13 protein-coding genes are annotated in these 13,132 nt (G+C 58.7%); 8 read left to right on the forward strand and 5 right to left on the reverse strand.

Annotation, left to right across the window (positions count from 1 at the left end; translation table 11 throughout):
• Positions 1-4: 4 nt before the first annotated feature.
• Positions 5-904 carry a lipid A hydroxylase LpxO gene (gene lpxO, locus C7534_RS21605; protein ID WP_109787003.1) on the reverse strand — a complete coding sequence of 300 codons (900 nt, stop codon included), beginning with the start codon at positions 902-904 and terminating at the stop codon, positions 5-7.
• Between the two features lie 443 nt (positions 905-1,347).
• Between lpxO and C7534_RS21610 the strand changes: the two genes are divergently transcribed.
• Together C7534_RS21610 and C7534_RS21615 are read left to right on the forward strand one after the other, a co-directional pair.
• Positions 1,348-2,937, forward strand: coding sequence for an ABC-F family ATPase (locus tag C7534_RS21610; protein WP_010460520.1), 1,590 nt, complete (start codon positions 1,348-1,350; stop codon positions 2,935-2,937).
• 262 nt (positions 2,938-3,199) lie between these two features.
• Positions 3,200-4,387, forward strand: a complete 1,188-nt coding sequence (locus tag C7534_RS21615; RefSeq protein WP_109786980.1) for an MFS transporter — start codon at positions 3,200-3,202, stop codon at positions 4,385-4,387.
• A gap of 160 nt (positions 4,388-4,547) precedes the next feature.
• Here C7534_RS21615 and C7534_RS21620 read toward each other — a convergent pair whose 3' ends face one another.
• Both C7534_RS21620 and C7534_RS21625 read right to left on the reverse strand, forming a co-directional pair.
• Positions 4,548-5,585 carry an alpha/beta hydrolase family protein gene (locus C7534_RS21620; RefSeq protein ID WP_109786981.1) on the reverse strand — a complete coding sequence of 346 codons (1,038 nt, stop codon included), beginning with the start codon at positions 5,583-5,585 and terminating at the stop codon, positions 4,548-4,550.
• A gap of 250 nt (positions 5,586-5,835) precedes the next feature.
• Positions 5,836-6,447, reverse strand: coding sequence for an FMN-dependent NADH-azoreductase (locus C7534_RS21625; RefSeq protein ID WP_109786982.1), 612 nt, complete (start codon positions 6,445-6,447; stop codon positions 5,836-5,838).
• Positions 6,448-6,576: 129 nt separating this feature from the next.
• On the opposite strand from C7534_RS21625, the gene C7534_RS21630 reads away from it, so the two are divergent.
• Both C7534_RS21630 and C7534_RS21635 read left to right on the forward strand, forming a co-directional pair.
• Positions 6,577-7,485 carry a LysR substrate-binding domain-containing protein gene (locus C7534_RS21630; protein WP_046033108.1) on the forward strand — a complete coding sequence of 303 codons (909 nt, stop codon included), beginning with the start codon at positions 6,577-6,579 and terminating at the stop codon, positions 7,483-7,485.
• Positions 7,482-7,841: an MmcQ/YjbR family DNA-binding protein gene (locus C7534_RS21635; RefSeq protein ID WP_109786983.1), complete on the forward strand. Its 360-nt coding sequence runs from the start codon at positions 7,482-7,484 to the stop codon at positions 7,839-7,841. The genes C7534_RS21630 and C7534_RS21635 overlap by 4 nt, the downstream gene beginning before the upstream one ends.
• Here C7534_RS21635 and C7534_RS21640 read toward each other — a convergent pair.
• The gene (locus C7534_RS21640) at positions 7,838-8,269 is read right to left on the reverse strand and encodes a DUF1294 domain-containing protein (RefSeq protein ID WP_046033106.1); all 432 of its coding nucleotides are present in this window, start codon (positions 8,267-8,269) and stop codon (positions 7,838-7,840) included. The genes C7534_RS21635 and C7534_RS21640 overlap by 4 nt on opposite strands.
• Positions 8,266-9,096 carry an undecaprenyl-diphosphate phosphatase gene (locus C7534_RS21645; RefSeq protein ID WP_077432119.1) on the reverse strand — a complete coding sequence of 277 codons (831 nt, stop codon included), beginning with the start codon at positions 9,094-9,096 and terminating at the stop codon, positions 8,266-8,268. Before C7534_RS21645 ends, C7534_RS21640 begins: the two co-directional genes overlap by 4 nt.
• A 292-nt stretch (positions 9,097-9,388) precedes the next feature.
• On the opposite strand from C7534_RS21645, the gene C7534_RS21650 reads away from it, so the two are divergent.
• From C7534_RS21650 to C7534_RS21665, 4 genes are all read left to right on the forward strand, one after another.
• Entirely contained in the window at positions 9,389-11,023 is a 1,635-nt protein-coding gene (locus C7534_RS21650) for a methyl-accepting chemotaxis protein (protein WP_109786984.1), read from the forward strand.
• A gap of 200 nt (positions 11,024-11,223) precedes the next feature.
• Positions 11,224-11,787 (forward strand): nicotinamide riboside transporter PnuC, encoded by a 564-nt coding sequence (gene pnuC, locus C7534_RS21655; protein WP_046033103.1) that lies wholly within the window; start codon positions 11,224-11,226, stop codon positions 11,785-11,787.
• Positions 11,784-12,308: an AAA family ATPase gene (locus C7534_RS21660; protein ID WP_109786985.1), complete on the forward strand. Its 525-nt coding sequence runs from the start codon at positions 11,784-11,786 to the stop codon at positions 12,306-12,308. Before pnuC ends, C7534_RS21660 begins: the two co-directional genes overlap by 4 nt.
• Positions 12,309-12,664: 356 nt before the next feature.
• Positions 12,665-13,132 (forward strand): hypothetical protein, encoded by a 468-nt coding sequence (locus C7534_RS21665; RefSeq protein ID WP_109786986.1) that lies wholly within the window; start codon positions 12,665-12,667, stop codon positions 13,130-13,132.

Here is a 13,132-nt window from a genome sequence, read left to right on the forward strand (position 1 = left end):
GCCTTCAGATCAGAAAAATCAGCACGAGCAACCCGGCAAAGATCGCCCACTTTTCCAGGTAGTAGCGCTTGCGGTTGCGCTTTTTCAGCGCTTTGCCACGCAGGCGGATTTTGTAGATCCGGGTGAACAGGCGGTTGATGCCGCCGGTCCTGTCACCCGCATCGTTTGGCGCACCGGCCGCCGACATCACGGTCCGGCTAAACCAGTCGTTGAACACTGCCGCCCAGCGATACTTCATCGGGCGCTCGATGTCGCAAAACAGGATGATGCGGTTTTGCTGCGTGGTGTTTTCGGCGTAATGAATGAAGGTTTCGTCGAACATCACCGCTTCGCCATCGCGCCAATGGTAGTTCTGGCCGTCGACATTGATGTAGCAACCTTCTTCGTTCGGCGTTTCCAGGCCCAAGTGATAACGGTAGGAACCGGCATAAGGATCGCGATGACGGACCAGCCTGGAACCCGGTGGCAGTTCTGCGAACATCGCGGCCTTGATCGAAGCGATGCCTTGGACCAATTCAGTGGTGCGCGGGCAGAGCTTCATCGCCGAAGGATGGCTGTCGCCGTACCATTTCAGGTAAAAACGTTTCCAGCCCGATTTGAAGAACGAGTTGAAGCCGACGTCGTTGTATTGATCAGAGCGTTTGATTTCGCCGGCTTTCAACAGGTTCTGGCCTTCAGCGCGGATGTCTTGCCAATGCGCCTGCAACGGGCTCAAATCCGGAAAATCAGCTGGATCCAGATACGGTTTGGTGGGGATTTTCGAAAACAGATACAAGAAGCAATTGAGTGGCGCCAGAAACGAAGAGTGATCACTCAACTGGCGACCCAACCTATGGCGCACGCGCCCACGCAAGTGCACGTATGCAATGGAGACCAGGTAAATAAAGGCAATGATCAGTTTCACAATAACCATCACACGTTGGACGTGAAAACGAAACGGCGGCCCTGGTAGCATCGTCGCCAGGCATGTACCGGCTGTCGTTATCGTGTTGAAAAATTGCATTTTAGCCGCTGGTCGTCACAAAAAGTTAGCTTCCAGCGGTGAAAATCTGTTGGTGGATACCGTCAATGCGATCGAGCGGGCTCAACGCCCTATCGTTTAAAGAGCCAGACCAGTACAATCGCCGCCAAACATTACGCGCCCCCCTTGGTTGATGACGGGAATGAACCCCGTCTCAGCGCACTTCGACTCGGGCCAAGCGCTCCATATGCTGCTGTCCACTTATTGCCAGATGGACCTTCCGCTTCTGACCGGGATGCATTTCCCGTGGTTTGAATACCGGAAACGGGTACTGAATCGGTACTGCCGCAACCCTAGCTACTCTGAATGCTTCGCAGGAAAAACCTTTGATCTCTACAGCTAACATCACGATGCAGTTCGGCGCCAAGCCGCTATTCGAAAACGTTTCGGTCAAGTTCGGCGCGGGCAACCGCTACGGCCTGATCGGCGCCAACGGTTGCGGCAAGTCGACTTTCATGAAAATCCTCGGTGGCGACCTCGAGCCGTCCGGCGGCCAGGTCATGCTCGAGCCGAACGTGCGTCTGGGTAAATTGCGCCAGGACCAGTTCGCCTACGAAGAATTCACCGTGATCGATACCGTGATCATGGGTCACGAAGAGCTGTGGAAGGTCAAGGCCGAGCGCGATCGCATCTACTCGCTGCCGGAAATGACCGAAGAAGACGGCATGGCCGTGGCCGAGCTGGAAACCGAATTCGCCGAAATGGACGGCTACACCGCCGAATCCCGTGCCGGCGAGCTGTTGCTGGGCCTGGGTATCGGCATCGAGCAACACTTTGGCCCGATGAGCGAGGTTTCCCCAGGCTGGAAACTGCGTGTATTGCTGGCTCAGGCGCTGTTCTCCGATCCTGAAGTGCTGTTGCTCGACGAACCGACCAACCACCTGGACATCAACACCATCCGCTGGCTGGAAAACATTCTGACCCAGCGCTCCAGCCTGATGATCATCATCTCTCACGACCGTCACTTCCTGAACAGCGTGTGCACCCACATGGCTGACCTGGATTACGGCGAGTTGCGTCTGTTCCCGGGCAACTACGACGAGTACATGACCGTAGCGACCCAGTCCCGCGAGCAACTGCTGTCGGACAACGCCAAGAAGAAGGCGCAGATCTCGGAACTGCAATCGTTCGTCAGCCGCTTCTCGGCCAACGCCTCGAAAGCCAAGCAGGCCACCTCCCGCGCCAAGGCAATCGACAAGATCCAGCTGGCCGAGGTCAAGCCTTCGAGCCGTGTGAGCCCGTTCATCCGTTTCGAACAAACCAAGAAGCTGCACCGTCAGGCGGTCATCGTCGAGCGCATGGCCAAAGGCTTCGACGGCAAGCCCCTGTTCAAGGACTTCAGCTTCCAGGTTGAAGCGGGCGAGCGCGTAGCGATCATCGGCCCGAACGGTATCGGTAAAACCACCCTGCTGCGCACCCTGGTCAACGAACTGACCCCGGATGCCGGCACCGTAAAATGGACCGACGCCGCCGAGCTGGGCTACTACGCCCAGGACCACGCACACGACTTCGAAGACGACTGCAACCTGTTCGACTGGATGGGCCAGTGGACTCAGGGCGGCGAGCAAATCGTTCGCGGCACCCTGGGGCGCATGCTGTTCTCCAACGACGAGATCCTCAAGTCGGTCAAGGTCATTTCCGGTGGTGAGCAAGGCCGCATGCTGTTCGGCAAACTGATCCTGCAAAAGCCGAACGTGCTGATCATGGACGAACCGACCAACCACTTGGACATGGAATCCATCGAGGCGCTGAACCTGGCGCTGGAAAACTACCCGGGCACGCTGATCTTCGTCAGCCACGACCGTGAGTTCGTATCGTCGTTGGCCACCCGCATTATCGAACTCAGCCCTAGCGGCGTGATCGATTTCAGCGGCACCTATGACGATTACCTGCGCAGCCAGGGTGTAGTGTTCTAAATAGCTGCCCTGCTTCAACTGAAAGCCCTGTCCTTGTGACGGGGCTTTTTGCATTTCATCGATTGTTCCCACGCTCCGCGTGGGAATGCAGCCCGGGATGCTCCGCGTCCCTTCCGGAACCGAACGTGGAGCGTCCGTTGAGGCATTCCCACGCAGAGCGTGGGAACGATCATCGCCACAACAAAATAGTTAGCCTGCTTTCTTTTATTTCAAGCCCACGCCATGATGCAGCTCTCCCACCGCCGCCCGCGAACGAGCCCTCATGTCTGCGCAGCAGTTGCCCCCGCAAAGCTCCCTGACGATCACCCTGCAGATCGTCTCTATCGTTTTTTATACCTTTATTGCCTTCCTCTGCATCGGTCTGCCGATTGCGGTGTTGCCGGGGTATGTCCATGAACAACTGGGTTTCAGCGCGATCATCGCGGGGCTGACCATTGGCTCGCAATACCTGGCCACCTTGCTCAGCCGCCCGATGGCCGGGCGCATGTCGGACAGCATTGGCACCAAGCGGGCGATTGTCTACGGGTTGTCGGGGATAGTGCTGAGCGGCGTGTTGACGCTGATTTCGACGTTGCTGCAGAGCATGCCGCTGCTGAGCCTGTTGATCCTGATTGCCGGCCGTTTGCTGCTCGGGATCGCCCAAGGCTTGATCGGCGTCGGCACCATCAGTTGGTGCATGGGCCAGGTCGGCGCAGAGCACACCGCCCGTTCCATTTCCTGGAACGGCATCGCGTCGTACGGCGCCATTGCCATCGGTGCGCCACTGGGTGTGGTGATGGTCGCCGACTATGGTTTCGCCAGTCTGGGGATCGCACTGTCGCTGCTGGCGCTGGGCGCGTTGCTGCTGATCCGTAACAAACCGTCGGTGCCGGTGGTTCGCGGTGAGCGGCTGCCCTTCTGGGCGGTGTTCGGGCGCATTGCGCCGTTTGGTGCAAGCCTGAGCCTGGCGTCCATCGGTTATGGCACGCTCACCACTTTTATTACCTTGTACTACGTCAGCCGTGGTTGGGCCGGTGCCGCGTATTGCCTGACCGTATTCGGCGTCTGCTTTATTCTGGCGCGTCTGTTGTTCATCTCCAGCATCAGCCGGTTCGGTGGATTCACTTCGGCCATTGCCTGCATGTGCATTGAAACCGTGGGCCTGGTGCTGCTGTGGCTGGCGCCTTCGACGGGTTATGCGCTGATCGGCGCGGGCCTGACCGGTTTTGGCTTGTCGCTGGTTTACCCGGCGCTCGGCGTCGAGGCGATCAAGCAAGTCCCCAATTCCAGTCGCGGCGCGGGCCTGAGTGCTTACGCGGTGTTTTTTGATTTGGCACTGGCGATTGCCGGGCCACTGATGGGCGCGGTGGCGTTGAACCTAGGGTATACGTGGATATTCTTTAGCGCGGCGTTGTTGTCGGTAACCGGGTTGGGTCTAACGCTGCTACTCAAACGCCGTGCAATGGCCTAGCCAACACTCAATCCTGTAGCAGCTGGCGAAGCCTGCGTCCGGCTGCGTAGCAGTCGTAAAATCAGCCGCTAAGGTGTTTCAGGTAGACCGCGTTGTCAGGGTTTGCGACTGCTACGCAGCCGGACGCAGGCTTCGCCAGCTGCTACAGGGGTTGCGGTGTTCACTGATCCGCGGTTTGCAGACCTGCGCGGGTTGCGATGCCCAGGGTGCGGGAGAAGAAACGCCCGGCTTCGGAAATCATGTCGCGATGGATGCCTTCGCGGTCGACCCCATCGGCGTCGGTACACAGTGCTGGCATGGCAATGATCTGCTCTTCGTTGCACGGGGCCATGAACACGAAATGCCCCGCGCCGGCCAACAACTTGAAGTCGGGGGCAATCGGCAACTTGCGCGCAAGCGCCGCTGCGTTCTTGTCGAACGCGACCAGTTTGTCGCCGTCGCCGCTGTAAAGCAGCACCGGCACATGCACATCGGCCAGGGTGTGACGGCCGAACTTCAAGCTCAGCGGCGCCATCAATAGCAACGCATGCACGCGCGGGTCGGCCACGGGTTGAAGGTCATCGCGGTCGACGATCAATTCACCCTTGGTGTTGCAGGCATCGCGGTCGTCCGGGCGTTCCTCGCAATACCGACGCAGACGATCCAGGTCAGGCGTGGCACCGGACAGGATCAACGCCGTCTCACCGCCCGCCGAATAGCCAATCACCCCGACCTGATTGGCATTGACGAATGGCGCGAGCATGCGATCACCCAAGGTAGCGGTGATGGCTTCGGAAATCTGGATGGGTCGGCCGTAAAGGTTACTCAGCGTACCGAGGCGGCTGTGGTCTTTGGAGTTGTCGCCAGGATGGATCACCGCGACCACCACAAAGCCTTTGCGCGCCAGCGAGGTGGCGAGGTCGTGCAGGGCCAGCGGGGTTCCGGTGTTGCCGTGGGACAGCATCAGCATCGGGAAGCGCCCGATGGCAACAGCGCTGTCTTCGCCGGCTTCGACGGTGTAACCCTCGATTTTACTGGTGTGCTCCCTGTCACTGGAGGGATAGAACGCGATGGCGTGCATCGGTTGCAAATCGAGGGGGTCGAGAAAACTCATCTCATGGAAGCCGACGCTCCAGTGAGGATGTGGCGCAGGCGCGGCGTGCACTGAATTCAGGCTGCTGAGCAGGCAAAACAGTAACGTTGCACAAAGACGCACCATAAGGATGCCCCACCATTTTGTTACTTGACCGGAAAGCCCGTTCTCCTCGGATCATCGAGGCAGCGGCCTTGTACCAGCATTTGCGGCCAACAAGGTCATTGCAGAACGGGAACGTTAACCCGTTATTGCATAACCTGGGCCACAACCTGAAACGGCCAGAAACAAAAAACTCCGTATCTGGCACTTGCGTGGCCAGAATACAGAGTTTTTTGGGGTATTGCCCTAGCAGTTTGCTGCCTTTACGCAAGCCTTACGCGGCGGCGAACAATTGCTCGCTGATTTGCGCTTGAGCATCGCTCATGGCTTTGGTGCGAACTTCGTCACCGTAGGCCAGGCCGTGGGCGCGGACGAACTCGATGTCGGTGATGCCGATGAAGCCGAACAGCACTTTCAAGTACTCTTCGTGAGCCACACCCGTGGCTTGACCGGCATGCATGCCACCGGAAGTGGAAACGATCACGACTTTCTTGCCACCGCACAGGCCTTCAGGGCCGACTTCGGTGTAACGGAAGGTCTGACCGGCAACGGCGATGCGATCGATCCAGGCCTTGAGTTGGGTCGGAATGGTGAAGTTGTACATCGGCGCGGCGATCACGACGGCATCTGCGGCGAGGAATTCGGCCAGGGTCTTGGCGCTCAGCTCGGCTTCGTGCTGTTGCGCGGCGTTGCGCAGTTCAGCGGTAGTACCGGCGGCGACCAGGGTCGTGGCGGAGAAATGGCTGATGGCATCAGCCGCCAGGTCGCGGTAGGTAACCACGGCGTTTGGCTCTGCAGTTTGCCAGGCTTTAACGACTTCGCTGCTCAGCAGACGGGAAGCCGAGTTGTCACCAAGAATGCTCGAATCGATATGCAACAGTTTCATGTGGGATCTCCAGGTGAGGATCGCCACGGGGCGATCTGATGGAGAGAATCCTACAGGCGAAACCAATAGCTGATTAGACTGCAACAATGCGATAGTTCGTCCCACTGATAGAACAGTCGAGCAACTGTCATGCAAGATCTCAATGATCTCTACTATTTTGCCAAGGTGGTTGAAGCCGGCGGCTTCGCGGCGGCAGGTCGCGTGCTCGGGATTCCCAAATCCCGCTTGTCGCGCCGGATTGCCGAGCTGGAAGAACGCCTGGGCGCGCGCCTGCTGCAACGCACCACTCGGCAACTCAAGCTGACGGCGGTGGGCGAGCGTTACTTGCGCCACTGTCAGGCGATGCTGCTGGAAGCCGAAATGGCCGATGAAGCGGTCGCCAGCATGTCCAGCGAACCGCGCGGGCGGTTGCGGGTGTCCTGTCCCGTCGGCCTGGCGCATGAAATGCTGCCGACGGTCATTGCCCGATTTCTGGACAAATACCCGCAGGTACAACTGGAAGTCATGTTGCTCAATCGCCGGGTCGACCTGGTGACTGAAGGCGTCGATGTCGCCTTGCGCGTGCGTGAACTGGGCGACGAAGATCCGTTGCTGGTGACCCGTCGCCTGCGCCAGGCGCAAATGGCCATGGTCGCCACCCCGGATTTTTTGCACGGACGTGAAATCAACCAGCCCGAAGACCTCAGAAACCTGCCGGTGCTGGGCGCCCTCGAAGCCGACCGCATGGTGCATATCCGCCTGCTCGATCTCCAGGGAAAAAGCGTCGAGCTGAGCCTGGAAGCGCGATTGGGCATCGATGACTTCATTGTGCGCAAGGCCTGCACCCTCGCCGGCCAGGGCTTTACCCTGTTGCCCATGATGTATTGCGAGCAAGAGCTGGAAGCCGGTTCGCTAGTCCAATTGCTGCCCGACTGGTCATTGCCTGGCGGCTGGCTACAAGCGGTCTACCCTCATCGGCGCGGGGTGATGCCGGCGGTTCGCGCCTGGCTCGACCATTTGATCGAATCATTCAATGCCTGTGGGGACCGACTGATATGAAGGCTGGACGTATGAGCGAACAGGATGTCGCGCAGTTCTGCCTCGCGCTACCGGGTGCGCGGGAGGACTATAAATGGGGAGGTGTGCGGGTGTTTTCGATTGCAGGAAACAAGATGTTCGCCTTGCAGAACCTGCGTGGCGCATCGCTGGCCTTCAAAGTCGACAAGGACCTGTTTCTGGGGCATTGCGACCGACCGGGCATCCACCCAGCTCCCTATCTGGCGAGAGCCCAGTGGATCATCATGCAAACGCCCTACCCGCTGGGCGCCGAAGAACTGCAAGGCTTGTTGCAACGTTCCCACCAACTGGTGGTGAGCAAGTTGCCCAAGCGTACCCAGGTTGGATTGCTGCTTTAAAACAGTGCCAACAGGTGGGCGCCGAGGAACAGCTGATCGATCCAGAACACCTGATGCAACAGCACAATCAGCCAGAACAACAGCTGAAACGAGACTTTGCGAGTCTTGTGCCGGAACACTTGCTGAGCCAGCAACGCGCCAGGCCAGCCGCCGGCCAGTTCGACCGCATGCAAGACGTTTTCCGGCGTGCGCCAGGTATCGGCGCGGGCCTTGCGCTTGTCACTCCAGTACAGGAAAAACGCCAGCACACTGACGCCCCCATACGCCGCCAGCGGAATCAATGACACCCCGCGCAGCCAGAGCAAAACCGACCCTGCCAACGGCAACGCGCACAGCGCTGCGAAAACCAGCAGCTTGAGTCGTAGATGCTGGATGTGCTCGCCCCCGGACCTGCGCCCGGGGTTGTGGCGCGTGCCGGCGTCACTCATGGTTTGGCCGCGGACCAGTCGACCCAACCAAATTGCCAAGTGGCCAGAATGATCAGGCCGAACACGATGCGATACCAGGCGAACGCCGCGTAGCTGTGGCTGGCGATGAACTTGAGCAAGCCACGGACCGCGATCATGGCGAAGATGAACGCCGTGACGAAACCAATCGCGAACACCGGGAAATCCGCTGGCACGAACAGGTGACGGTATTTGAAGCCCGAGTACACCGCCGCAGCGACCATGGTCGGCATCGCCAGGAAAAACGAGAACTCGGTAGCGGTCTTGCGCGACAGGCCAAACAGCAACCCGCCGATGATGGTCGACCCGGAACGCGATGTACCTGGAATCATTGCCAGGCACTGAGCGAAACCGACTTTCAACGCATCTTGCCAAGTAATCTCGTCAACGGTTTCGGCGTGCACTTCGTGTTGGCGCTTCTCGGCCCACAACATGATGATCCCGCCCACAACCAGCGCGGTGGCGACAGTAATCGGGTTGAACAGGTAGTGGTGAATCAAGTCGGAGAAAATCACCCCCAACACCACGGCTGGCATGAATGCGATCAGCAGATTGGCCGTGAATCGGCGAGCGCTCGGTTGGGTCGGCAACCCCGTGACCACATCGAGAATCTTGCGGCGAAATTCCCACACCACCGCCAGGATCGCGCCCAATTGAATAATGATGTTGAACGCGATAGCACGTTCACCACCGAAGTCGAGCAAGTCGGCCACGATGATTTGGTGCCCGGTACTGGAAATGGGCAGAAACTCCGTCAGCCCTTCTACTACGCCAAGTATCAATGCCTGAAAGGCGGTCCAAAGATCCATCAATCCCCCAAGAAGCGATGCCCCCAGGCATGCCCCGTTAGTTTTCTTAAAACGTTCATTGCGCTGAGCGTAGTTGAAGTTCCGCGCGCACAGGATCCAGACGAAACCGTAAAAATTCCGTGAAAAGCTGCAAGGATTCAGGTTTTTCCGCGCGGGGCCGAAATCCTAGCAGACATGCCTTTATAACGCTGCCGCGGAATAGGACTTGGGTCGCATATGCCCGAACGGCAAAGCGTGGTTGGATGCTGGCAATCGTTTATTACAAGAAAAAGAAAATCGGAGTGACAGCGTTATGAACAGCTTACGCAGTGTGTCGATCAGCCGGCGCTTGTGGCTCATCTTGATCGTGTCGGTGGTGATGCTACTGATATTGGGCATGCTGATGCTCAAGCAGATTCACGACGACCTTTATCAGGCCAAGGCCCAGAAAACCCAGCACGTCGTGCAGACCGCCAGCGGCATTCTGAATTACTACCATGACCTGGAGACTGCGGGCACCCTCACCCGCGATGCCGCGCAGAAGCAGGCGCTGATGGCGGTTCGCGGGTTGCGCTATGACCAGAATGACTACTTCTGGATCAACGACCTGACGCCGGTGATGATCATGCACCCGGCCAACCCCAAACTCGACGGTCAGAACCTGTCGGCCATCCGCGACCCGGACGGATTCGCGGTGTTTAACGAAATGGTCGCCGTGGCCAAGGCCAAGGGCGCCGGCGTGGTCAATTACCGCTGGCCGAAACCTGGTGCCAGTGCTCCGGTAGAAAAAACCTCCTACGTCAAACTCTTCGAACCCTGGGGCTGGGTGATTGGGTCGGGCGTGTACATCGATGACATGCAGGCCGAGTTTTATGGCCAGGTCTGGAAGGCGACGTCCCTCGGCGTGGTGATTGCCCTGGTGATGGCCCTGCTGGTCATGCTGATTGCGCGCAGTATCGTACGTCCGCTCCAGGAAACGGTGAATGCCATGGCCAATATCGCCAGCGGGGAAAGTGACCTGACCCGCAGCCTAGAAACCCATGGCAACGACGAGGTGGCGCAACTGGCGCGACACTTCAATGCCTTTACCAGCAAGTTGCGCCAGGTCATTACCCAATTGCAGGTGTCCGCCAGTGACCTGGGGCAATCGTCCAGTGACTTGGGCAATGACGCCACCCAGGCCCAGCAGCGCAGTCAGCAGCAATCACAGCAAATGGAGCTGGTGGCCACAGCGATCAATGAAGTGACCTACGGCGTACAGGATGTGGCCAAGAACGCCGAGCATGCGGCCAGCGAGATGCGCGATGCCGAATCTCAGGCACAGCAGGGACAGATCAACATTGACGGAAGCTTGCAGCAGATCGACAAACTGTCCGGCACCATCGATCAAGCCGTGGAAGTGATTCGTACCCTGGCCACAGAAAGCACGCAGATCGGCAGCGTCCTGGAGGTGATCCGTTCCATCGCCGAACAAACCAACCTGCTCGCCCTCAACGCTGCCATCGAGGCCGCGCGGGCCGGTGAACAGGGGCGTGGTTTTGCGGTGGTGGCCGATGAAGTGCGCCTGCTGGCCCAGCGCACGCAGAAGTCGACAGCGGAGATCCAGTCGATGATCGAGCGCCTGCAAAACCACTCGGAAGCGGCGGTCAAGGTTATCGGCGACAGTAGCCGGGCATCGCAACTGACCATTGAACAGGCCGGGCTGGCCGGTGCGAGTTTAACGGCAATCGGCCAGGCATTACGTAACCTCAACGGGTTGAACGCATCGATCGCCAGTGCGACGTTGCAGCAAGCCCATGTGGTGGAAGACATCAATCAGAACGTGACCCAGGCTGCACAGTTGTCCCACAGCACCGCGCTGGCGGCGCAACAATCGAGCGTGGCCAGTGTGCGATTGAAAGACCTGAGCGAACAGTTGAACGGGTTGCTCAAGCAATTTCGCGTGTAACCCCCCTGTAGCAACTGTCGAGCAGCGCGAGGCTGCGGGCGGCGACGAAGTCGTCGTAAACCTGCGAACGCGGCTGTCCTGACACGTCGTGGGGCCCCGGACGCAGCCTCGCGCTGCTCGACAGCTGCTACAGCGCTGGTTCTACTTGGCGGCGGCTGCCGGTACAATCCGCCCCCACTTCGCTTTCCCAAGGAACCTCCATGTCCGGGCTTGAACTGTTTGCCGCTGCCCTCGGTGTAATCGCCGTCTGGCTGACCGTCAAACAGAACCCCTGGTGCTGGCCGATCGGTCTGGTCATGGTGCTGCTTTATAGCTGGATCTTTTTTGAGGTAAAGCTGTATTCGGACATGCTCCTGCAAGTGATCTACGCCGCGCTGCAACTCTATGGCTGGTGGCAATGGACCCGCGCAGGCGAGGCGAAAACCGGTCGGCAGGTCAGTCGCCTCGATGGCAAGTCGGTAGCCCTTGGCCTTGCGGTCGGCGCGCTGGGCAGTGCGCTGTTGGGCGCCGCCATGGCGCACTGGACCGATGCCGCCCAGCCTTGGCTCGACGCCGCACTGACCGGTTTCAGCCTGGTTGCACAGATGTGGATGGCGCAAAAACGCGTGCAATGCTGGCCACTGTGGATTGCCGTCGATGTGGTTTTCGTCGGGCTGTTTATCTACAAAGGCATGTACATCACATGTGCCCTCTATGCACTGTTCCTGCTGCTGGCAGTGCAAGGCTGGCGTGAATGGCGGGCCGACCCGGCGCTACGCACATGAAGGTGCTGGTGCTGACGGGGCCCGAATCCAGCGGCAAGAGCTGGCTGGCGGCCGAGTTACAAGGTCATTTTGGCGGCGTGCGAGTCGATGAATTCGTGCGTTGGTTCATCGAACAAAATCCCCGCGACACCTGCCTGGACGATATTGCTGAGATCGCCCGTGGCCAGTTGCAATGGGAAGATGAAGCACGTTCCCGACAGCCTCGACTTTTAATTCTCGACACCCATTTGCTGAGCAATATCCTGTGGAGCAACACCTTGTTTGGCGACTGCCCTGCATGGCTTGAGCCCGCGTTGCTGGCCCGCCATTACGATCTGCACCTGCTGCTGTCACCGGAGCAGGTCGAGTGGACGGACGACGGCCAGCGTTGCCAGCCCGAACTGAGTGAGCGCCTGGCATTTTTCACGTCGACCCAGACCTGGCTCGAACAACACCGCCAGCCGTTTCAGATTATTCAGGGAAGCTGGACACAACGGCGGTTTCAGGCGATTGAAGCGGTGAGCCATCTGCTGGATTGCTGAGCCTTCATTGGGGCGATTTCCCCAGTGATCCCCCCTGTTTTGGGGGGAAAGTGTCCACTCCTGAAACACTCATCTGCCCGCAAACAGGCTGTTTCAGCGCTCTTCATCATCTTGTCATGGTACTTGTTAAACCGTTGAAACACATCAGCGCAAACCCCCGTGCTAGAGCTTTGCGTCGGGAATAGTCGGTAAAGCCCCGCCCCGGTTGTCTCACGCATGAAACATTGAGCGTATCGCACACTTTTCACAAAAGCCTAACCCATTGAATTAACACAACAATTCAAAAGCGGCACAGCTTTCGCTCTCTCCTTCCCAACGCTGACTAGGGCCAGCCCACAAAAGAAGGAATTGCTGCCGTGGGGACTTTCAACAAAGGCATTTCAAAAGGTATTTCATACCTGCTGCTGATCGGATGTGCCGCCGGTTCGGTACTCAGCCTGAATGCTCAGGCCGATGGCAATGGCGTCATTACTCTCAAACGCGATGTTCAGCCTATTCCTATTGGCCGGAACGGGGGCAAAGACCCCTATCCGACCACAGTCAACGCCAACCCTTCACAACGCATCAATACAACCATGACCAACACTGAGTTGAGCGACGGTGAGTTCGCCAGCGTGGCCAGTGGTTCGACCATCAGCGGCAACGTCAACCCGAACACAAACGGTGGCAGCATGCCAGGCCTCAACGTCGTGACCAATCCCAACGGCATGCCAGGCATGAGCGCCGGCCACGGTGGTGGTAGCGGTGCCGCGATTTCCGGAACCATCAACCGGGCCATGAGTTCCGGCCTGGCCCCACTGACCAGAATGGCCGGAGGTCAATGA

The organism is Pseudomonas sp. OV226 (assembly GCF_003148705.1).
GTDB lineage: Bacteria > Pseudomonadota > Gammaproteobacteria > Pseudomonadales > Pseudomonadaceae > Aquipseudomonas.